The organism is Candidatus Marsarchaeota archaeon (genome assembly GCA_023485295.1).
Classification (GTDB): domain Archaea; phylum Micrarchaeota; class Micrarchaeia; order Micrarchaeales; family Micrarchaeaceae; genus Micrarchaeum_A.
On the sequence record JAMCZQ010000001.1, the window covers coordinates 58,969 to 81,819 of the forward strand.

Annotated in this window: 20 protein-coding genes; 2 read left to right on the forward strand and 18 right to left on the reverse strand. The window is 44.7% G+C overall.

Translation table 11 applies throughout. The features are described 5' to 3' along the window. Positions 1-93 precede the first annotated feature (93 nt). The 15 genes from M1125_00275 to M1125_00345 form a co-directional block, all read right to left on the reverse strand. Positions 94-6,051: a hypothetical protein gene (locus M1125_00275; GenBank protein ID MCL5404265.1), complete on the reverse strand. Its 5,958-nt coding sequence runs from the start codon at positions 6,049-6,051 to the stop codon at positions 94-96. 268 nt (positions 6,052-6,319) lie between these two features. Then, positions 6,320-6,916 (reverse strand): hypothetical protein, encoded by a 597-nt coding sequence (locus M1125_00280; GenBank protein ID MCL5404266.1) that lies wholly within the window; start codon positions 6,914-6,916, stop codon positions 6,320-6,322. Continuing rightward, complete coding sequence (locus tag M1125_00285; GenBank protein ID MCL5404267.1) at positions 6,913-7,560, reverse strand: nucleotidyl transferase AbiEii/AbiGii toxin family protein; 648 nt, start codon at positions 7,558-7,560, stop codon at positions 6,913-6,915. The genes M1125_00280 and M1125_00285 overlap by 4 nt, the downstream gene beginning before the upstream one ends. Positions 7,561-7,667: 107 nt before the next feature. Continuing rightward, positions 7,668-8,531 carry a shikimate dehydrogenase gene (locus M1125_00290; GenBank protein ID MCL5404268.1) on the reverse strand — a complete coding sequence of 288 codons (864 nt, stop codon included), beginning with the start codon at positions 8,529-8,531 and terminating at the stop codon, positions 7,668-7,670. Between the two features lie 51 nt (positions 8,532-8,582). Next, entirely contained in the window at positions 8,583-8,861 is a 279-nt protein-coding gene (locus M1125_00295; protein MCL5404269.1) for a hypothetical protein, read from the reverse strand. A 30-nt stretch (positions 8,862-8,891) separates the two neighbouring features. After that, positions 8,892-9,998, reverse strand: coding sequence for a dipeptide epimerase (locus M1125_00300; GenBank protein ID MCL5404270.1), 1,107 nt, complete (start codon positions 9,996-9,998; stop codon positions 8,892-8,894). A gap of 1 nt (position 9,999) precedes the next feature. Further along, positions 10,000-11,133 carry an aminotransferase class III-fold pyridoxal phosphate-dependent enzyme gene (locus M1125_00305; GenBank protein ID MCL5404271.1) on the reverse strand — a complete coding sequence of 378 codons (1,134 nt, stop codon included), beginning with the start codon at positions 11,131-11,133 and terminating at the stop codon, positions 10,000-10,002. 5 nt (positions 11,134-11,138) lie between these two features. Continuing rightward, on the reverse strand, positions 11,139-12,566 hold the full coding sequence (locus tag M1125_00310; protein MCL5404272.1) for an APC family permease: 1,428 nt from the start codon (positions 12,564-12,566) through the stop codon (positions 11,139-11,141). Between the two features lie 141 nt (positions 12,567-12,707). Further along, on the reverse strand, positions 12,708-13,817 hold the full coding sequence (locus M1125_00315; protein ID MCL5404273.1) for a mevalonate pyrophosphate decarboxylase: 1,110 nt from the start codon (positions 13,815-13,817) through the stop codon (positions 12,708-12,710). Beyond that, positions 13,798-14,424, reverse strand: a complete 627-nt coding sequence (locus M1125_00320) for a 2-phosphoglycerate kinase (GenBank protein ID MCL5404274.1) — start codon at positions 14,422-14,424, stop codon at positions 13,798-13,800. Before M1125_00320 ends, M1125_00315 begins: the two co-directional genes overlap by 20 nt. 19 nt (positions 14,425-14,443) lie before the next feature. Beyond that, entirely contained in the window at positions 14,444-15,427 is a 984-nt protein-coding gene (locus tag M1125_00325) for a hypothetical protein (protein MCL5404275.1), read from the reverse strand. Between the two features lie 209 nt (positions 15,428-15,636). Next, positions 15,637-16,617: an LD-carboxypeptidase gene (locus M1125_00330; GenBank protein ID MCL5404276.1), complete on the reverse strand. Its 981-nt coding sequence runs from the start codon at positions 16,615-16,617 to the stop codon at positions 15,637-15,639. Positions 16,618-16,725: 108 nt separating this feature from the next. After that, positions 16,726-17,064, reverse strand: a complete 339-nt coding sequence (locus tag M1125_00335; protein ID MCL5404277.1) for a hypothetical protein — start codon at positions 17,062-17,064, stop codon at positions 16,726-16,728. Between the two features lie 70 nt (positions 17,065-17,134). Continuing rightward, the gene (locus M1125_00340) at positions 17,135-18,322 is read right to left on the reverse strand and encodes a hypothetical protein (protein MCL5404278.1); all 1,188 of its coding nucleotides are present in this window, start codon (positions 18,320-18,322) and stop codon (positions 17,135-17,137) included. A 69-nt stretch (positions 18,323-18,391) separates the two neighbouring features. Beyond that, entirely contained in the window at positions 18,392-19,024 is a 633-nt protein-coding gene (locus M1125_00345; protein MCL5404279.1) for a hypothetical protein, read from the reverse strand. Between the two features lie 154 nt (positions 19,025-19,178). Between M1125_00345 and M1125_00350 the strand changes: the two genes are divergently transcribed. Further along, on the forward strand, positions 19,179-20,045 hold the full coding sequence (locus M1125_00350) for a pirin family protein (protein ID MCL5404280.1): 867 nt from the start codon (positions 19,179-19,181) through the stop codon (positions 20,043-20,045). A 32-nt stretch (positions 20,046-20,077) separates the two neighbouring features. On the opposite strand, the gene M1125_00355 is transcribed toward M1125_00350, so the two are convergent. After that, a complete protein-coding gene (locus M1125_00355) occupies positions 20,078-20,800 on the reverse strand; it encodes an ABC transporter permease (protein MCL5404281.1) in 723 nt (240 codons plus the stop codon). Then, positions 20,790-21,632, reverse strand: coding sequence for an ABC transporter ATP-binding protein (locus tag M1125_00360; GenBank protein MCL5404282.1), 843 nt, complete (start codon positions 21,630-21,632; stop codon positions 20,790-20,792). The genes M1125_00355 and M1125_00360 overlap by 11 nt, the downstream gene beginning before the upstream one ends. Before the next feature lie 166 nt (positions 21,633-21,798). Here M1125_00360 and M1125_00365 point away from each other — a divergent pair, with 166 nt between their 5' ends. Continuing rightward, a complete protein-coding gene (locus tag M1125_00365) occupies positions 21,799-22,236 on the forward strand; it encodes an FKBP-type peptidyl-prolyl cis-trans isomerase (protein MCL5404283.1) in 438 nt (145 codons plus the stop codon). 7 nt (positions 22,237-22,243) lie between these two features. Here M1125_00365 and M1125_00370 read toward each other — a convergent pair whose 3' ends face one another. Beyond that, positions 22,244-22,801 carry a class I SAM-dependent methyltransferase gene (locus M1125_00370; protein MCL5404284.1) on the reverse strand — a complete coding sequence of 186 codons (558 nt, stop codon included), beginning with the start codon at positions 22,799-22,801 and terminating at the stop codon, positions 22,244-22,246. Between the last annotated feature and the right edge of the window lie 50 nt (positions 22,802-22,851).

Below are 22,851 nucleotides of genomic sequence, written 5' to 3' on the forward strand. Positions count from 1 at the left end.
CTACTAGAGTCGTATTAGGTAAATTTGCAGCGCATCGCCATTGGCCAAAGACAACACAGAATGCAATACGTGGAATTAGATGTCCGCCTTTTATTACCTTTTCTTTTTGTTGCCTTTAAAGGCGTAAGTGACTACTGCAGCTATTATTATGATAATTAACACCACAAGAATACCTATTGTTGAATTTGAAGATGGTACCTTCTGCGGTATTGTTGTTGGAATGGTCGTAGTTACTGGTGCTACTTTATTTGTAGCATTTTCGTAAAGTGCTATTATAGGGTCTGAGCTGACTTCGAAGTTTATGGTGCATGACAATGGATATACGGTATAGTTGGTTATCTCTACCGGTGTTCCGTTCCTAAAGATGTACGGGGCCACAGCGTAGTGTGAACTGCAGTTGTAATGCATCGTTATGTTTGCTGTTATTGTTGCGTTGCTTGTGAAGTTTAGCATTAGTGCTTTGTAGAGTATATGGCCAGGGAAATACGGAAGCGTTTTAGTATAGTTGGATATGGTAAAGTTCGCCTTGACTGTGCTGTTGGATTTTGAGACAAACTTTATGAATATTCCTTCGTTGTTGAAGCTGATGTTGTAAGGTGCTTTGTTCGAAATGCCAAAATTTCCTGAATACGAATTATCTGATGGGCTTATGTTCAATATCCTCTGAGGTATGGTTGTAGTCACTACGCTGGTTGGAGGTATTGTGGAATATGGTGCCGTTGTGGTAACAGTAGTAGTTGTTGAAGTTGAAGAACTGCTTCCGGAACTTGGGCTGTGTATGTTATACGGGTATGATATCGAATAGGCAGAGTAATTCTCGTTTCCAGTAGTGTTGAATACGATATAATACGTGTTTATCGCGTTTGAACCTGTGTATGTTATGGTGTTGGAAGTGCTTCCTACAAGCGTGCCGTTTACGTAGAGCCTTGCGGTTATCTGGCTGTTGTATGTATCGATAGATGCAATGGTGTTGCATGAGAATCCATCAACAGTATAGCTGCTGCATGACTGCGGGAACGACATTGTCGGAGTTGCTTTATATATCGAATAATTCCCAATTGAGAATCCTTCACCGTATAAGACGTTTGCAGTGTTGTAGAACTCGAAAGAATAGTTGCCTGCAACAGCTGGCGCATTGAACGTAATGGCGTTTGAAGAATAGGTTGTTGAGTCTACCTTAACATAATTCCCGCTGTCAACGGACATGTATAGGTTGCCTATCGCGTTCGAAGGCGATATTGAAGCGGTTATAATGGCATTCGATCCGTTATATGCGAAGCTGTGCGGCACAGAAATGGAAGTATGCGCAGCGGCGCCAGATATCACAAAGCTCTCCATAACATTTGCAGATGTGTAGTTTGCGTTTCCAGTAGTTTCGAATTCAAGGACGTAGTTGCCAAGGCTTATCGCGTTGATTGGCACCGTCTGCACATGGCCCAATGCATTGGCAGCATATGTTGCAATAACGTTGCCATTCAGCGTAAGCGTTCCGCTGAGAGGTTGCATGGTGTTTGATATTGAGAATGTTGCAGTTGCATTTATGGAGTTGCCGCTGTATATGAAACTCGGGGCTATGCCTGACAGGTGCATGTCTGGCGTTGCCTTTGATATCGTGTATATGTCATTTGCAACGCCTATTCCCGTGTAGTTTGAATCTGTAGTCTGGAAGTCTAGCGTGTAGGCACCTGCAGCTGCAGGAAGAGAATATTCAGTTTCAGGTTTTATTGGGTTTATTGCTACAATCGTATAGTTATTTGGCTCGCTTTCGTATCCATAAGGCCCTATAAGGTAAACTGTCCCGTTTTTGCCAGTAAAAGCGTAGTAAGGATCTTCGTAGAACGGCACTCCCTGAAGACCAAAAACTTGCGTGTTGGTTGTTGTGTTCAAAACCGTTACGCCGTATGCGTATGCTCCATCATATCCTTTATAATACGGGTAATAGCTGAAAAGGTAAGCATTGCCTCCAGATACGGCAGAAATATATGGATAATATATAGAAATATACTTTACAGGCGATCTGGTGATGGTATTGTACATCTCGACATATTCAGAGTCGTATACAGGTATATACAGATATTCACCATTGGACGATACAGACATTTCGCCAGTATAATCGTTTGTAGGTGTTGTTATTTTGTATTGCAATGCGTCTGTAGTTGTGTTTATTACTGAAACGTTATCGTAGTATCCTGAAACATAGAGATGCCTTCCGCTGGGCGAAAGTACCATATATTCGGGATAGGAATCAGAACCAAGGCCTATCTGTGTTATTGCATTCGTGACAAGGTTTATGGCGTCTATGCTGTTTGTACCATAGTTTGACACGTAAAGAACGGAATCATTCTTGCTAAGAAGGTCGTAATAAATTTCAGATTCGCTGTATGGGAGCATTATGCTGTTTAGCAGCGTGTTGGTTGCAAGATCGAAGACCTGTATCGTATTGCCTTCATATTGTGATATATAAGCATAGTCAGTGGCATTTGATATCGCGATGCCGTAAGATTCAAAACCGCCGGGCAGGTATATTATGTCGTTGCCGAAGGTCGAATCTGGAGGGTAATAATAGACAGTATTGGAATCCGTAGTGAAATATGCAGTTCCATTTTTGCTCTCTGCACCTGCGTAGAAATCCAAGGTTGTTATTCCGTTTGGCTGAAGAGAGGGCACCTTGGCTATTATATTTCCGTTTAGGGTTGCACTGAGGCCCAATTTCATCGCGTTGGAATTATACTCCGTTACAGTAAAGTTCGCTCCGTCATAAACGGAGTTTGACGGCAAGGCACTCAATGCTTTGAGAGGCACAGGCGATATGGTGAGCGTAGACACAGCATTTGACGTAACGTAATTGCCAGATATAACGGGAACCGCTTTCAGGGAATAGGTGCCGGCTGCTGCAGGCCCTGTGTAATAGAAGTTGAACTTTGCAGGAGCTGATGTGTCTTTTATTATATTGATATTTTTAAGCTCGGTTATATTATATTCATAGTTAATTAGGTATATATTGCTGCCGACCGCAATGGAATATTTGGCTTCATATGAGCCTGTGTGAATCGATCCTATCAGGCTTCCAGAATAACCGTTTACAACATAGGTAATGCTACTTGTATAGTCGTTGCTTATGTATAAATATCCTCCCAGTTCAGAAATTGCAATCATTCCATCTGGAATTCCGGATACGCCGCTTACTGCGCCAGTAGTTGTATTGTATATAACAACTCCTGTGCTGCCCTCATATGCAGGTATGTATAGATTAGAACCGACAAATGCCATCTCTGAACCTGCATGTGTTAGGTAGGGGTAAAGCGATACAGTTGTTACTGCATAGGTGCTCGTGTTTATCAAATACAGCGAGCTGGTTTCACTTCCCACATATATGGTATTTCCGTTCTGGGACAGCGCTATTGAGTATGGGCCCGATGCGCCTTGAAGCTGCACGGTTTTTATTACAGTGTCTGTGCTTGTGCTTACAACTGATATGTTGGCAGTGCCTGAGTCAGTTATATATAACAATTTCCCATTTGGCGAAGCGGCTATGTAATATGGCTTTATTGAAGAAAGCATTAAAGAATTGGCGCTTAACGGTATGTCCTTTTCAACAGTTCCTGTAGATAGGTTAAACACTGCCAGAGTGCCGTTAAGGTAGTTGGTTATGTATGCATTGCCTGTGTTGTTTGGAATTACGATTCCAGTGGGCCCGTTCAGAAGATTTGTGCTAACGTTTTTTACAATTGCACCGGTCTTAGTGTCGACTATTGATATTAAATTATCATAATATGATGGGGCGTACAGGTATGTGCCGTTTTGCGATACTGCAGCGCCATAATAGCCGTAGTAGCTGCCTATGCTTATGTTCTTTAGCTGCACATTTACTAGATTTTCGGTGCTGCTTTGCACTAGGGCGTTGTTCACGTAGAGGTTCATTCCGATGGTGTTGCTGTAATATGTTGTAAGGCTGTAGTTTATTATTGCGTTTGAGCCGTCGTACGCGAAGCTGTCGGACGGAAGAACTGAAATGCTGGGCTGCGGGTTGTACTGGCTTATTATGTAGTTTGCAGTGGTTGTTCCAGCACCATAGATTGAGTTTGCATCGGTAGCAAGGGTAAACGAATACGAACCTGCACTTGCAGGGGCGTTATAAGTCAGCGTATTTGATGTAGACGTAAGCGCAGCTACATCTACTCCAGTGCCTCCATTTACAGACATTATCAGATTGCCAGTAAGGCCTAGCGGGTACACCGATGCAGTTACAGTCGCATTTGCACCGTTGTAGGTGAAACTTGAAGGCACATCAAGTGCCAATATGGGGGATATCTTGCTTATCAAAAATGCGTTTGATGAATAAACTGTAACTGCAGGGGACGCGCTGTCTGTAAGTATCACGTTTGCAAAGTAGGAGCCAGGAGCAAGAACGTTCGTAGGATATGATGCAATGTTGTTTGCTGCAGTCAGCGATATGGAGTTGCTTTCGACAACAGACCCTGTGGCCTGATTGACTATGTTTATTGTAACGGAATATGGAGATATTCCATTCGCAACCTGCAGGTTAATAGTTGGGTAATTTGGGTATGTCAATGAGTTCGATGAAAGAGTTTCTGTTATTTCGGGGCCTGCAGCTATTATGAAGTTGCCTGATACAGCTGAATTCGTTTCGGAACCAGTGCCGCTTGAATCCGTTACTGCCGCCTCCAGGTAATAAGTTCCCGGCATGAGCTCATTGCTCTGTATTGGAATGTTTGCAGTATCGGAAGAAATTCCGCTAATGCCAAGGCCTGTGAGGCCAGTTACTAGCGCATTCGATGTTGCATTATAAACGTAAACGTTGGCGGTATACGGCTCCGTGCCGCCGGTCCACGACAGCGATGCGCTGAAAGGCTGGCCCTGCTCAACTCTGCTTGAGCTCAGGGATATTGATGGAACTGACAATGTTGGGTTTACTGTGTATTGGATGCTATCCGGACTGCCTGAAGACTCAAACGTGTAGGGATTTGTGCCGCCATTGTTCGTTTCCTCATCTATCACTTTTACATAATAGTCGTAGCTGCCTGTAGTATCTGGCACGTTAAATGTAAAGCTGCCCGATGAGCCTGGCGAATCCAATGTCAAGGTGTTCCCTATTTCGGAGCCGTTTGACGCGGATATTAGAGATACGTCAAACGGGCCCATACCGTTATTAATGGCGAATCCGAAGGTAGCTGGCTGGCCTTGATCATAATTAAAATAATCGACTGACAATCTTATTGTTGGCGTTGCCGCAACATAGAGAGGCATTATAGTAGAATTTTTAGTTTGTGCGCTGTCATAAGAGCTGTCAGTCACAACTGCACAATAATATATAGTGCCTGTAGTGGTAGGAGCCACAGTAAACGATTTTGAGTAAGTAGTTATGTCATTTGATGAATCTACAAGTGTAGCGCCCGATCCCCCACAGGAGCTTGTGGAGCTTGAATACAATTTAACTGTGAATGGAGGAGTTCCTGTAGGTAATGGATAATTAAGATACTCCCAGTTGACATTCATAGTAACTGATTGGCCAACATCCAATGCGTTTGTGGAAAGAGAGAGTGTTGGAGTTGCAAGATTGTAATTTACATTATATATTGCGTTGGCAGATGCGATTTCTTCGCCATTACCGGTGTCGTTGTATGTAGTGAATGTTATATTATATGGGCCGTAAAGGGGTGCAAATGTCAAAAATCCGTTATCCTGACAACCACTACTTAAAGTTCCGTTAGATGTTAGATTATAAGCATATGATTGATTGTTTTTTTCAGATGTTACGCTAATAAAACATTCGCCACCAAGACTTGTTTGGGCTTTTATTTGTATATTGTATGCCATGGTTGGCGTTCCGCTTTCATTGGGAAGGAGGCCGACCCCACTCCCTGTAAATGTGAAGGTGGTTATTGTGGGGTGTGCGATGCTTCTGGTATCCACACTGACGTTCTGGGGGCTTATTGTGGCAGTTCCTGCATGGGCTGCACCACTGACAAGCAATACCAAAAACAGGAATACTGCCATATTTCTCATTGGAGAGACTGATTTATGCGCCATATTACAGCACTTTATTAAAAGTGGTTAAACATTTTTCCAAAAAGTATATCAGTATGAACCTAGTATACTGCGATATACTTTTGTTTAAAATATAACAAATATATTTAAAAACCTTATTATTTTGCACTATTTTTCCATAAATATGGATATAAATCTACAAAGCGCTCTGTAGTTATATTCTAGTTTACTTTTTTCATCTAATATTTATCAACTTACAAAAGGAAAGCGTAAAGTTGATCAAAAGTAGTTTAGAATCGGCTACAGCCATTCATGCTTTTATCTTTATAAGGAACTTTTGACCGGATTCCAAAAGGTCTTTGTCTAGCATTTTCATATATGCTTCAAACTTTCTTTTGTCGAGCCTTTTTGATATTTCTGGATAAAGCTCTTCCCTTATCGGAACCTTCAGATATAACATGTCTATAACAGTCTTTTCCAGGTCAGATACAGGCACCATGAAACCACCCACTCTCATTGTGCTAAAACCGAAAAGAAGCTCGCTTTTTATCCTAAGTATCTTGTAGTTCCTGCCTTGAAAAGATCTTATTCCTGTCCTTACGTTTCTTGTAGTCATGACTATGTTGTTTGAGGCCTGAGTCGATACGCCAAGGATGCTCAAGGCGCTTTCAAGCCCATAATAAAATGGCTGGAATGCAAAGCCTGCGACTATTGCATCATCGTGAAACGTGTATACCCCCTTTGTTATGCGTTTTATCCTCCCGGAAGCATAATACTTGTGCATCATTAGCCTCAAGTACCTGGCAGTTATCCCTTTTTTCTTGAGCGCAAGCTCTGCATCCCTGAACGTAAAGACCGGATAATCTATGCTGTTGAATGTGCTTTCCAGCATTTCTTTATATTTCATTTTATCTCGTCTTTTATGTAATTGACAATTGTATCGAAAGTAGGTGCAACGCCTTCGTATATAAGCTCTTTGAGCTGTTTTTCGTCTTTAGGAGGGGTCATCGATTTTAAGAATGCTGCTAGCTTTTTCTTTGTGCTCTTGTCCGGCTTTTCATGTAATGACAATAAGTGGTATATATCGTAAAGGTCCCTTGCATAGCCCCTGCTTTTGTAAGCTTTTATTTTTTCTGCTATGAAGTCTGTCTCGGAAAGCGTATTGATAAACATTTTTGTTCCGTCAGCTCTCGCGTATTCCTTCTGGACGCTTCGCTTGCCTGCGGGCTTTTTGAGAATTTCGAGCTTTACGGAAGCCTGGGCATTATGTACGCCTATAACACGTTCTGCCGAATGCTGGTAATCCATGGTTATCCCCCTCTTGCTGAATTCCCAGGTCAAATTTCTGGTCAATTTTTTAAGCTGATTATCGGAAGCGTATAAATCTAAATCAAACGAGAATCTCTTGCCGCCAAAGCATCTCCATATAGCAGTGCCTCCGTGAAGGATTGCCCCTTTTTCTATGGCTAGGACTGCATCCATGGCAAGATCCTGGAGCCTTGCTATCGCTACCTGCTTTTCCGACTTTAAGCTTTTTTCTATCGGTTCCAATTAATTACCTAAGTTATATTATAGTATAACATAGGTAAAATATAAAAGGATATCGATTGCAAACAATAGTTTGCCTTTTAAAAATGAGATAGCCATTGATTCTTACGTTAATGTGCTGCCCTATTTGCCGCCTCCATCATCGTTTTTATATCGGGCTCTCTTCCTGTAAAAAGCTTGAACGCTACTGCCTGATTGTAAACCAATAGTTCCAAACCGTTTATTGTTATGCATCCCTTCCTTTTTGCGTCAGACAAGAACTTATTGTTCAAAGGAACATAGTTCGCGTCGAAAACCACCATGTCCTTTCTAAGGAGCTTTGCAGGAACAGGCGTGTTTTTGCTGTTTTCCAGGGTAATATTCGTAGCGTTAAATATGTACTTTGAGTTCTTTATTGCAATCTCGGCCCTTTCGGATCCAAGCTTTGCGGTTTCTATATTCATCTTCGGAAAGTGCTTCTGCAGGTCGGATTTAAGCTCTTCCGCATGCTCCAAGGTCCTGTTTATTATGTGCAAGGATTTTACGCCTTTATGAGCAAGGCCGAACGCTATAGCTCTTGCTGCTCCTCCTGCCCCGAACAAAGCACAGCCTGCCTCTATGTCCAATCCGTGCTTTTCCAGGGACATGATTGAGCCTGGCTCATCGGTATTGTAGCCATAAAACTTGTCGTTTTTTATCACTATTCCATTTACTGCCCCGAGCTCTTTCGCAAGCGGGTCTATGTGGTCCATGTATTTCATGACCTCCTGCTTGTGCGGACTAGTAAGCGTCATTCCCCTTATGCCATATGCCTTCATCCCGTATATTGCTGCCTTGAGCTCTTCAGGAGCCACGTCAAACGCCAGGAAAACGGCATCCATTCCGAGCTTTTTGTACATCGCGTTGTGTATTGTAGGAGAGAGCGAATGATGGGCGGGCATGCCAATTATGCAATATAACAACGTATTCCCAGTTATTGCTTTTTCATGCACCATAATACCACGCACATATAATAAATCACGATAGAATATTGTCTCCTGCGGGATTTAAGGCTTTGCTGATTGTTCTGTCACCATCAATTCGTGGGATTTTGGGTATTCGAAATCGATAATATCCTTTATCGCCTTTTTGAGCGCATTTTCATCGACAGTTAACCTCTCTTTTTTAAAGCCGTCTTCATATATTTCAAAATTGTTTCCTGCTCTTTTTATTGTAACAATCCTGTCTTTCTTGAAGCTTTTCACAGTAATTGAATAGCCGTCATTCATTTTCATGGCCATTTTGTATAAGTGCTTGTCGACGCTTCTTATTAGAATCCATGGCATTTTATCGCTGGAATAATAACGCAATATAGCCTAAAACTTGCGTACGCACGCTATGCCTTTGCCTTCCGTAAGCGTATTCATGCCGTTTTTGTATTCTATGCCTGACTCGAATGGCTGCTCCTTCAAGAACTGGAATCCGTCAAGGTCGTAGAACATTACGTTTTTTGAAGAGAGTGCAACCGCAAGGCTTGCTGCTATCCCGAGCTTGCTTTCTATCATGCATCCGACCATGGCCTTTATCCCATATGCCTGTGCAGTGAAAAGCGTCTTGAGCGCCTGCCTAATGCCTCCGCTTTTTGTCAGCTTTACGTTTACGTAATCAGCAGCATCAGCCATTATTGCATCTATTACGCTTCTTGGGCTGACTATGCTTTCGTCAAGCATTATCGGGATTCCGGTTTGTTTTCGCAAATATGCCATTTTTCTAAGGTCCCTGTAGTCCATAGGCTGTTCGAAGAATGCAGCACCTACGTCGTTAAGCACCTTGCCGACCTTTATGGCATCCTGCAACGAATATCCCTGGTTTGCATCGACATAAAATTTTTCGCCTTTGAGCCTTTCCGACACCGCTCTTATTCTGGCCATGTCGAGATTGGCGTCAACACCTATCTTCATCTTTATGTCCTTCGGCTTCTTCTTCTGTATCGATTCCAATTGCTTTAATGCATCATTAACGCTGCCGAGCGTTATTGTCACGCTGGTCTCTGCAGGCTTCATTGAGCCTCCAAGCAGCTTGGTAACATGGATAGAATTGGATCTTGCGTACAGGTCATGGGCAGCCATCTCTATTGCATTCTTTACTGCATTGCTCCCGTGTATTATCTTTGTAATGCTCTCCGAAAAGTCTTCAAGGCTCTCATAAGCCTTGCCGTTTATGGATAGAATTATACTCTGCGCTGTTTCCATGGCTGCACCAGTATACTCGCCTGTTATTTCGGGTATGGTGCTGCATTCGCCATAGCCCTTTTCTGATTCTCCATCAAGCTCTACGAAAAGGCCGTCAAAGTCATACTGCGTGCCCAGAGATATCGAGAAAGGCTCGATCATAGGAGCGCTGACCCTGTATAGCGATGCACCTTTTACCTTGACGTCCCCTATCGAAAACGCACATTTTAGGATCTTTTTAGTATTATTCATGCTATTCGCCCAATACTTCCGCAATCTTATCTATTCCCTCGTCCAATATCCTTTCTTCTATATATGGAGGAGGAGTTATCTTTATTATATTGCTTTTCGCACCTACCAGCGAGCATACTACGCCTTTCTTCAGGAGCTCTGATCTTAGCTCGTATGAATAATCAGTCAAAGGCTTGCCTGACTTTGTAAGTTCAACTCCTATCATAAAGCCTATCCCCCTTACGGACTTTATTTTCTCGTTGGTTATTGAGCCCAAGCGTTTTACTATCTCCCTGCCCTTTCTCCTAACGAAAGAAAGCCTTTTCTCTGTAAGGCCGTCAATTGTTTTAACGGCAGCCCTTGAACATAGCATGTTTCCGGACTGCATGCCGAAAGCGCCGTTGTAGGATATATTCCAATCGCCATCATACAGGACTGCTGACAGGGGCAGCCCTGCAGCCATGCCTTTGCCGATGCATATCATCTCTGGCTTCAATCCCTTTTTTACTGATAGCAGCACCTCACCGCTCCTTCCCATGCCGGTATACACTTCGTCTATTGCCACGTGCATATGGTGCGCAGATGCAATCTTTTTCAAGCCGCTTATAAAATCGTCGGATAGGACATTTACACCGCCGTCGGACTGGACAAGCTCAAATATAATTGTAGAGCCGTCAACCTCAAACGATTTAGACGCCTTCCTGATCAGGTCTTCGTTAAGGCTTTGCACATTATCGTCTTCCAAAGAATCCTGTGGAACCCTTAGGTGCACAATCCTGTTTTTTGCGTCTATCCCTGTGCCGTTCGAAGCCCTATATGTTAGATATCCCTTCCCATGGTACGCGTTCTCCAATGCAATTATCGGTTTTTTATATCTTGAAAGCGCAGTCTCGCACGCTTCGGTTCCAGAGGTGCAGTATACGACATTGCCCTTCCCTGAAACGAGCTTTAGCCTTTTTGTAAGCCTTTCGTTCCATGCGCTCCTGAATACCAAGGTGCTTACTGGCGATATAAAATCCTCTTTATCCAGGAAATCGTAGCCAGTTGTCATTGCTGAGCCTGAGAAATCTAGATACTTCCTGCTTCCAGCCACTACGTAAAAGCGGTCTGTGCCGGTGACGATGAAAGGAAAGCCTCTGAACTCCGGCACTACCATTTCACTTACCTTATGCTGTCAGTAGGATGTGCCTTCGTAAGCAGCGGCTCCATTTTCACCTTATCGCGCCTTACATATATCACTGCAAGAGATATTATTATCCATGCGGGAATCATTACCAGCACTGCCTCAAGCGGTCCGGTGAGTCCCTGCAGCGAATAGTATATCGCCACAGCCATTATAATCGAGCCAAGTGTCGGAGCCACAATGTGGCTCACTATGTTCATGTGCTTCAGCCTGTGCATCATTATTGGCAGCGATTCGTTTGTGGCTATGTGGTATATCAGGGTGAATATCGTTATTGCGGTTCCCCATATTACAAACGAGTCAAACAGGCCGTTCGACTCGCCGTATAATGCCACAAGTGGAACCATAGTCACGATGACGCCTATTACAACGACCGCAAATACGGCAAAAACCGACATGTATGGGCTGCCATATTTTGGATGCACTTTTGTAAGGGATTTTGGAAGAAGCCCGTCCCTTGACAAGGCAAATATCGTCCTGGCTGCGCTGTTTCCGAACAGCACAGGGGACATTAGCTGGGCTATCTCAACTATCGCGAACGCTATTAGCGTCAACGCTATCCCGAAGTAGGCCTTCGTAAGGTAAAGCCCAGGTGCGAAGAACTGCAATGCCGTCCCAAGGTTGGGGCCCGAAGCAGCTTCGAGTGCATACACTACGAAAGTATCAAAAGCAACCATTATGAGCAATGCGGTTACTATTGCCTTCTTCAGCGTATGCTTGGGGAGCTTGGCCTCTTCTCCGAATGACACTATCGAGCCGTAGCCGCCATATGCCAGGAATGCGCCTACTACCATAGCCAGGAAGAACCCGTAAAGACCATTGGTAGAGTTTCCTATGTTGAAGTACTGCGCTCCGTTGTACGGAGCCTTGACTATTAGGGCTATTGCCAGAAGCAGGAAGAACGCTATCTGTATTATTCCGAATATAAGGGCGAGCTTCTGGCTCACTTTTATTGAGAAGAATCCTACGAGCAGGTATATTATTGGGGTTATGAATGCTATAAGAAGTACGGCAATCAACGGCAGCGAATAGCCGGTAAGAGTCACGAGCCCGGTCCAGAGGAACCATCCCACTATTATGCTGGCAGCTATCATGTCTCCTATTACCCAGAAGAGCTGGTAGAGCCCCATGCTTTTTGAAAGGTATTTGTTGTGGACGCTGGATTCAACGTATTTGTAGTAGCCTCCTGCGTTCGAAACCTTGGAACTGAATATGTATATTGCTATTATCGCAAGGAAAAGCGTAGCCCCGCCTATCAAGAAAGCAAGCGGCGCTGTTTTACCCGCATATGTCATTGCCGTAACGCCTGTAACCGCGAACGCACCCGCAGGAAATATTACGCTAACTGCGTAAAATACAAGACCCCAGAAACCAAGAGAACCCGACTTAAGCTTCATGCCTGCCATTTTAAAACCCTCTCATTTTATTCCACTATTCAATACTAACATATAAATAGGTTATTTTGATTTTGATAGGGAAACTCGCAAGTTTATTCTATGGCTTTTAGTTTTATTGCCATCCTGATTATTATTTGAAGAGCTTTGAAGTCAAGACTCGAAAAAGGCCGAAGCTTCCCTGGGCAACTGCAAGCTTCTGGCCGATGAGGCAGGCCTTGGTATGCTTCCTTGTAACACTTCCTCTCCCAAAAATTTCTTCAGAGAGGCCAGTGCTTTTGCGCTCCTGGAAAAGAACACCAGGCTAGGCCCTGTATCTGCGCTCATGAACACGCGATTATCAGTTTCCTTGAAATCCATGAATTTCTTGATCCTTTGCAGGCTCCTGTCATTATGCACGAACATTCCTCCTGACATTAGTACTGCATCTAGCCTGAACGTGTCCCTCTCAGCTGCTTCCAGCAGCTGATCTATGCCAGAGAATTCAACCTCGTCGAGAAATCTAGAAAATTTGCCAAATACCCAATGCTTGTAAAAATCGGATTTCTTTGCGGCGTCGTGTGCGCCTATCGTTTCTATTTTTGATTTCTCAGGAATTGCAAAAAAGTTAATATTATTTTGCTTTTCATTCAGCCGCTCTGCATAGCATTGGCTGCTTTTTATGCCTGGATAAGACAGCCACATCGAAACGCCCCCTGAAGAAGACCTTGTGCCTGAACCCGAAACCAGCCTTGCATACATAGAAACAAGCCTCCTGTCTTTTGAAGCTTCTTCTCCGTAAACGCATTTTACCAGAGCTTCTGAAGCTGCCGATGCAACAGAAGCCGACTCTCCGAGCCCCTTGGCATCCTTATACCTTTTCTTCCTTGCTATGTAGAACCTGAACGAGCCGCTTATTCTGTTTTCCTTCTTGAAAAAGCCCAGGGCCTTTTCCATCCTTTTTGTGTACTTGTCGCTTGAAATTCCGTCAAGCACCACCTCATCCTTGCCGCTGCGCAGATACTGGCAGAAAGCCTCTGCCATGCTGAAATCTGTGGTGAGCGATATCGATGGATTATACGCTATGTTCATGCTGCTATCGTAATAGCCAAGGAATTTTTCTATGCCAATTATCGGATATCCTGTGCCGTTTGTTATCCTGCCTTCTTCCAAGCCCTTTTCGTGCTTTTTGACCTCTTTGAACATGCCCTTTTTGTCAAGCTTGGAATGCACCTCCCTGCCGAGCTGCGAGAGCTTCAGGATATCAGATTTTGTCATTTCCATAGAATCTCCCCACAGAATCTATTATCTTTTTTGCGGTTTCTTGAAAATCAAGATTGTCGAATGTGTCTATGCCTTTTTCCCTTGCTAAATCAGTTGAATATTCCATTATTGCGCCATAGACATCAAGCTGTGCAGAAAGCCTCTGCCCCGGGGAATTGAAATGGGTGTACAGCTGTCGCTCGTTCAGCCTCTTTGTATGCGTAGCAAAATCCGAAATGTAGATGTACGCCGCACAGACCCCCTTCTGCTTTATGGTTTCGGCCAATGGCCCGTTGAAGTACAGGGATTCTATTATGAGGTTTTCGCCATTTTTCACTGCCCTTTCTATTGCAGCATTTATTCCGCCGCATATGTAATCAGATTGCTTGAGATAGCCTTTTATGATATTTTCATTGCTCTTTTCTCCGAACTTTCTCCATGCTTCGTATACGCTAACTGAAAGTATATCGCGTGCGTCCTCATCCTTTACCAACGGCCTTACAAACTCCCTCAGGTAATCGGTAGAAAGCATTATGTCTATGCCAAATTCCCTAGCCAGCATTCCGGATATGCTGGTTTTCCCAACCCCTGGAACTCCGCCTATGAATATTATTTTATTTCTCTGCACGGGACCACAACTTGATTTTTCAGCTTTTAGATTTTATCCTTGCGGCTGGAGCTACCTTATACTCGATCGGCTTTTGGCCCCTTTCTTTTAATGCCTCAAGCACTTTATCGCCATAAGGCTCCCATGAGAAGGCGTTTATTATTTTTCCGCCTCCAGCAGTCCAATATACCGGAAGGCCTGACGCCCTTATCTCTTCCACGTCTATAACTGCATTCATCATTTCCTTTTTCCTTGCCCTTGCGCCGGAACTCTCTATTAGATAATGCGCGTTTGAGCAGTTGTCTTCAGCATTTGAAAATACCATGTTCCAGTCCTTTCTCAAAAGTCCAAGCTTTATTTTTGCTTCCCATTGCGGCAGCATCTTCAGCCTGTATTCGTAGAATGGGTTGCTTCTGGTGAGCTGGAAAATCTCAGCGGCGGAAAGCCTGGAGTCATATTCAAAACCCATGGCAAATATCCTTATGTCCTTCAAATCTTCTTCGGAGGCAAGCTGCTTTCCATACGGTGCTCCTGGGCCTTCCACAACAAGTGTATTCAGCCCTCCATATACCGCCCTTATTGCAGATTCGGATATCGAGTTTGCAAGCATCGCTATCTGCCCTGTCTGGAGTTTTGCATTAAAGAGTTCGTTGAGCCCTTTTACGTAAGCTGCGGCCCCTGCATCGCTGCTCCCTGAAAACACCTTGTAATTATTCGATTCCGCAGATACCCCGTAACTTTTGCCAGTCTCCCTTATAAAGAATTCCAACACTTCATTCATCGAAGCAAGGCGCTCCTCAGGCAGTTTCTCGCCGTTGAGAAGAAATCTGTCTATTTTCCCAGATTCAGTGAGCGTAATTTCAGTCTCAACTCTGGTCTCGTTGTTCTTGTCCGTTACAGAAAGGCCCATCGAGTTATGCAAAGGCAGCCTGTTGTCCCTGGAACTTGATACGAATATTATAGGAATTGTTGGGTAGGCTTCAGCCACCACAGTGTTATAGTCTGTTTTTTCTACTGCCTCCATTTTAAGACCTTTTTACATTTAACTGCAGACCTTATAGTTCATTGCAGCAATGAAAGCTGCAATAGGTCAATCCTCAGACCGCTTATTGTTTGAATATAGGTTATTTAAAGATAACAATAGCTATTGACAAAAGACGAATGCAAGGATAGCATTCCGGGATTCAGGTTTGGGCGGGGCATTGACGCAATCAGTAGGATCGGCATGCGTTGCTAATGCTCTTTTATGGTTATTGAAACGCCGTCTTCATCAGCCCTTATCTTGGCTGTGCCGCCTATCGGGAACGTTGCAATAGGCGTTGTGTGCCCAAAGTCTGCATTGCTTATGATTGGTATGCCATCAAGCTCTTTCTTGGTCTTTATTATTTTCCTTAAGAGAGCATCGCTCATTTGGGTTTTGAGCTGGAACCTCCCTATTACTATGCCTTTTACGCCTTCAAACCCTGGCTGATGTATTACGGACTGCAAGTCCCTTGCAAAGTTTGCCGGAGTGGTTTCATCGTCGTCCTCCAGAAATAATATTGAATCTTTAAGGTTTGGCATGTACTCGGTCCCTTGCAGCAGATTGAAGGTGCAGAGGTTGCCTCCTAGCACGGTGCCTTCAGCAGAGCCGGAATTTATGGCCCTGCAACCCTCATTCCTAAGGAATTTCCTGTTCTCTTGGTCCTTATACCATGAGTCGTCGCTCCATTCCTTTGATTGGACGATATCATATGGCTCTTTTGACATCAGGCATTTTTTGAAATATTCGATTGTATATTCGTTTCCCTTCAGCATGCCGAAAGTGGAGAAGTGTGGACCGTAGTAAGTAACTAGCCCTGCTTTTGCAAATATTGAATTGTTTAGTATTGTTGCATCGGAAAAGCCGCACAATGGCTTTGGATTTTTTCTTATAAGACCAAAATCTATGTAGCTAAGCATTTCATTGCTGTTGAAGCCCCCTATTACAGTAAGTATTCCCTCTATATTCTTGCTGGAAAAAGCCCATTCCAAATCTTCGATCCTTGATTTTACCGAAGATGAAGAAAATTCGTCGATTTCTGCTGCATGCTTGGCTATTTCGACCTCAAGGCCAAGCCTTCTAAGGCTATTGATGGCGTATTGCTGCGTTTCGCTGCTTATCAGGGACAGGCTCCTTGAAGGAGCTATAACTGCTATCTTATCCCCTGGCTCAAGCTTTTTTGGGATTGTCACAATAGGCACCGCTATATCTATGCATTAAGCTATATTTATCGCTTTCGTACAGATGTTGCCAATAGCATAAAAACCAAAAATAGGAGAATAGGATGAAAAAGAGAACGATTAATCGTTCTCCGCAAATATCTCTTCTGCGAGCTCTTCCTTTGCGTCCTCGTACTCCTTGTTCGCTATTATGTCGCTGGCGCTGTCGCTCTTTACAAGCGCATACTTTATGCTTCCCTGCGACATCATGTAAGAGCCGGGGCACATTACGCCTTCCTTTACTGCTATTACGTCAGGAGCTTCCCTCAGGACCATGGACATCGTAGCCTCCTTGCTGCCGTATCCAGGGTTCTCGTTCTCGACTATGCTCTTATCCTCGTCATTGTAGAGCACTATGAGCTCTGCCTGGTCCAATGGAACAAGCATCTTTTCCTTATTGCAAGGTATTGCCACTTTCATGCATATCACACTCGTTTATCCATTTATAAGATATTTAATATGCTTGGTAGTATGCATTGACATTTGTAAATTATCTGCGGTTTTTTCCCTTGGATTCGGTGTTTACTGCCATTTTAGGGATGCCATCCCTCAAAAGCGTTTTAAGCTCCGAGGCGCGCTCACTTGTGAAATAGTCAATAGGAAAATCCGCGGCGTAGATCAAGAATTCCGCATCCCTAAATCCACTTACCTTAGGTACGTTTCGGCTTACGAAGTTCTTCTTTTCCTCATCCGAGCGCCAGCTTATTAGGTTTAGCACATTCGGAAGCATTTCAGCTACTGGAATATTACCGTCGTCGTCTAGGACGAGGCCAAGATATTTTTTTGCCATTTCTTTCAATGCGCATTGCACCTCCGCATCTTTCAGGTATTTTTTGTACTTTTCCCTGACCACATAACTTCCGTTTATTTCCACTGTCGAAAGATATTCCTCTTCGTCCCGGTAGTAGTTCCACGGTTCGTTATTCGCCGTTATGTGGCGCTCTAGCTCGAATAGGATTATCGGAAGCGCGAGTTTTGACGCATTGACAAAGTCCAGTTTTGGTTCTGCCTTCTCGAAAGCAGCAATGTAGCCAGATGAAACCCATTTGTAGCCGCTAACTCTACGACTGCCTTCAAATACCTCTCCAGTGCTTGAAAGGTCCAGATAAACGCGAAAGTAGCTGGAAAAATTCCGCATACTGTTTATGTAACTCTGTGAAAGAGGCGGCTCATAGTCCATAATTTCCCAAAAAGCCCTTGTTGTTATTTTTGCGAGAAGGTCTTCATTAATCACGTCGCGGAGTTTGCCTTCGTAGTGCATTTGCAGGACGGTAAAGAACGGGTGTGAGTAACCTGGAGCCGAAAAACCGTTTTTCTTGTATCTGTCTGCCCTAGCAGCAGTTTCGATCACGAGCTTTTTTGCAGTCTGCATTTCTTCAGTTGAAAAAAGGTATTCAAGATCCTCCTCCCTATCTAGGGCATGCCAGAAGCAGCCTTCTTCCACAAGGTTGCGGTATAAGCTCAATTCAGGGTGCTTCATGGTTTCCGAGGAGTAGATTAAATAGGATGCTTTTTCTCTAGTTCCGAATTTCCTGCCTTCCGACAGTGCACGGCGTTCAGCGCTTGCGTACGTTTCGTCGCCGCTTTTAAGCTGCGACCACAGATCGTCCACGAGCTTCGAATACTTAACGCTCATCTTCGATATCTCAAGCTCGTAATCGATATCTGTAAACGCCATCTAAACCACGTTTCGGCTATGTCTTGTTCTTATATTTATAACGTTCGGCATGTGGACATACCGAAATCATCAGCCTTTTCCCTCCACCATGCCAGTGCTCCTGAAGCCCCTTCCGCCCCTGGAACTTTGCTGTGCTGTGGATCCTAAAGCTTTCTTGTACCCGTGCTTGTAAGCGGCATGCACCATTATGGCGGCTATCAACGCGGCCAATAGCACTATCATGAGGCCATTGCCCTGGCTTCTCCTGCCTGTGCGCCTTATCACGCTTAGGGATTCCCTGAAAGAAGTAACGTATATGTAGATATCAAAAGCGATTGCAAAAGAATTGTAAAGTGCTATGAGTATGCTCCACACACTCCTGCGCTTGGCCGCTATTATTATAGACTGTATTGTTATTATGAAGCCGAATCCTATTATCAGAATTCCAAGGAATATGAAGTCAAAGCTCAGGACGAATTCCAGGGTTGAGAGCGATATGTAAGCCAGATAATAAGCTATGAAGCCTATGACTATTGCCATCACGTATGTCGCGCCAACGAGCCCCAGGCCAACCGCAGCATAAGCGGATACCTTCCTGAACTTTGAAGGATCCCCGTTTTTCTTCATCATTCCCAGGCTGTAGCCCCCGGCATAGGCATCCCACATTGATATCAGGAAGTCGAAAGCTATGATTATTATCGTTATTATTAAGCCCAATCCCAAGCAAATCATCAAAGCGTCAATCTTATACTGTAGATTTTGAGCCTAAAGAATATTAGCGTTACCGCAACTCTTCACTTTTTGCTTGCGGATTTTGTAAACGTATAAAAACGATTTTATGAAAAGGCTAAATATTAAAAACGCAGATATTGGCATCATGAGAAAAGAGCTGGAAATGACCATAGAAGGGCAGTATTCCTATGATGGCGCTGGGGTAAAGCTCAGGAGGATTTTCGGAGGGCAGAACGCCGCAAGGTACACAGACCCGTTCCTGCTTCTTGACAATTTCGGGTCCAAGGACCCGAAGGACTATGAAAAAGGCTTCCCATGGCACCCGCATAGGGGCATAGAAACCGTAACCTACGTATTGGAGGGCAAGGTCAAGCACAGGGACAGCACAGGCGTTTCTGGAGTTATAGGCAGCGGCGAGCTCCAGTGGATGACCGCTGGAAGCGGCATATTCCACGAGGAGATGCCGCAGGTGGAGAAAGATGGCAACAGCGGGCTGCAGCTCTGGGTAAACCTGCCGAAGGAGCGCAAGATGACGCCGCCAAAATACAGGAACCTAAAGGACAAAAACATGCCCACAGTAACAGACAGCTACGGGAACAGGATAAAAGTCATAGCAGGCAGGCGTGCCGATGCCATAGGGCCGATAAGCGACCTATCCATACCAATAAGCTATTATGTAGTCGACATGAAGAAAGATTCGCAATTCGTGCAGGACGTCCCGGAAGGCCATACTGCCATAGCTTACGTGCTCAAAGGCAGCCTGAACGTTGGAAAAGACGCAGATATAGAAGAGGGCTCAGCTGCAATTTACAAGCGCAGCGGCGACTCCGTAGCTGTAAGCACAGGGAGGGAAGCTGCAAAGTTCATGCTGATCTCAGGGAAGCCCCTTAATGAGCCCATTGCTTGGTACGGGCCCATAGTCATGAACTACAGGCAGGAGCTGGTAAAGGCTTACGAGGAGCTTGAGAATGGCACGTTCATAAAGGAAAGCGCTGACGTACAGGATCTTTGAATGCCAGCACATTTGCTGGTGCATCTGCATGCTTATTTTTCCCTCCAGCGCATTAGCTTTATCCCTATAAGCGAGAATATTATTATCTCTATTATAAGCACCGGTATGGCGTAGTATGCCATTGGCGCAAGCCCGAATGAGCCCTGCGCAAGCATTGCAACAGAAGTTATCGGAGATATCATGAATACGTATAGCAGCGCCTTCGGAAGTATCGTGTATGGATAAAACGTCGGTGGGAGCACAGTGAGCAGTATGCTTACTATGCCGGCTATGCCCCAGATGTTCCTTACGTGCTTTATGAATCCGAATATGGTGAACGAAATTGCCATCGTGCCCAGAAGCACAGCCAAAAGAAGCACTATAAATGCAAGGGTGCTCGCTACTCCGAATATGCCCAATAGCGCGCCTATCACGGCATACACCGCAAGACCAGGGAGCGATGATGCCAGATAGCTTAGGCCCATTGCCAGCATGTAATCCGCAGGGCCTATGCCAGTCGCAACGAAGAGATCCTGCGTCCTGAGCTGCAACCTTTGGAATGCCATGTCGCTTCCGCTGTATATGGCGTTCATCGATACTATGGATATGAAGCCGCCTATGACTGCGTAGTCAATGTATTTGCCTGCAGAGAATATCGTAATCAGGAACAGGAATACTAGAGGGTAAAGTATCGAGGATATTATGTATGACGGGCCCCTCTTTATGGACCTTATCCCGTAGTACCAAGTGAACGTTCCTATGAATTTAAGATTCAATGTCAACACCCTGCATTATGAAAAGGTCGTCAAGCGTTATGGGCTTTATTGCATAGCCTTCCTTTGCGTATTTCTCGGCTTCCGAGAGCTTTATGTACGTTATCCTTGTATTGCCTATGACGTACTTTGACTTTGCGCCTTTTGAAGTTGTCTCTGCCCTGACCATTCCCTTGAAGCGCTTTAGAAGCGAGCTTTCTGTGCCCCTTGCCAGCACCTTACCGGATTCGACCATTATGACATCTTCGGAAAGCTCAGCGGCCTCTTCCATATAATGGGTGGTAAGCACTATGTTGCCCCTCAGCATCTTTATGGCTGACCACACCTCTATCCTTGAAAGAGGGTCCAGTCCGGTAGTAGGTTCGTCTAGGAAGATCGTATCTGCGTTTGCCGCAAGCGCCATGGCTACGAATATCTTGCGCTTCATGCCTCCGCTGAGCATGTCTGCGGGAGTGTCCCTTGCATGCCAGAGCTCAAGCTCCCTCAGCGCTCTGGAAGCTTCTATGGTGGAATCTCCAAGCGACATTCCCCTGGCGCACAGGTACATCTTAAGGTGCTCCATCGGAGTAAGGTATCCTATCGGGCTTGCCTCCTGCGGTATGCTCACTATCCTTTTCCTTATCTCCTTTGCGTCGGCTATGTTGTCAAGGCCGTCTATCCTTACTGTGCCTGAGCTCTGCAGCAACTGGGTTGAGAGTATCCTCATTAGTGTGGTCTTTCCCGCGCCGTTCCTGCCTATTACCGTAGTCAGCCTTTTGTCGATGTCAAAGCTAATGCCCTTGAGCGCATGGTTGCCATCGGCATATGTTTTTTCAAGCTTTTTTATCTCTATCATTGTAGTGTTTTTTTACTTACTGGTTTATAACCTGTGCGGTTTGCATGCTGCGCATTGTATATAAGCTTGCCGAAGATCTTTTATGAAGCTAAATTTTTTAGAGAGAGCTAAATCGCATTTATAGAAAGCTTTAAACAGGCTCCCGAATTAATAAGCATGTGATTTTATGCCAAACGCAAAAGAGCAAATAGTAGAGAAGGGCGACACAATAGAGGTTTTTTACACAGGCACGCTTGACGATGGAACCGTGTTTGACTCAAACGTGGGTAATGAGCCATTGGGCTTTACTGTAGGCTCAGGCGAACTCATAAAGGGGTTCGACGAGGGAGTGATTGGAATGAAGCTTAACGAGACCAAAAAGATAGCCATAAAGGCAGCAGAAGCTTATGGCGAAAGGCGAAGCGAGCTGGTGGTAAACGTACCGTCAGAAAATTTTGGCGAAGCAGACATAAAAGAAGGCATGGGCGTCAGGACAGAAGACGGACATGAAGGCACGATAGTGAGCATCGGCGAGAATGCGGTAAAAGTCGATTTCAATCCACAGCTTGCCGGAAAGGACCTCAACTTCGAGATAAAGGTTGTAAAGATAAAAAAGCGCGCATGATGGCGCTTCATTTCTTTAGGGCGTATTTGTGCATATAATGGATTTCAAGCTCTGCTGAAGCCGCAAGCTTGAACCCGGCTTTCTTTAGCATGGATTCAAGCTCACGCTCTGAAATGCGAATGTGGACCGGCGGCCCGAACTCTGCATCCTTTTTGAACTCTATGAATATGGCTTCCGAGCCGCTTTTCATGGAATCGGACATGCGCTTGAGCAGCTCGTCCCTGCACTCAAGGTCGTGAAAAACATTTGAAAAGAAAACCTTGTCGTAGGGACCGTATTCGCGTACATTGCATGCGTTCTCTTCTATGACCTTTATGTTCTTTATGCCAGAAGCAGAAACCTGCTTCTTTATCATAGCCGAGCCGTTGCGGCCAGATTCAAGCGCAGTTATTTTGGAATCGGGATTGGCTGATGCAAAGGCGATAGCGTATGAGCCATCGCCTGCGCCCACATCTATCAGGCTCTGGCCGTTTTTCAAGTTTACAAAGGACTTCACAGCATCTATTGGTACGAACCTTTCCCGCATTTCCTTGGTTCTTGAATAGTCGAAATCATCCCATTCCATACCATCACCGTATTGCAAACGCTCCTGGCCTTAATACTTCTCGATTGGGA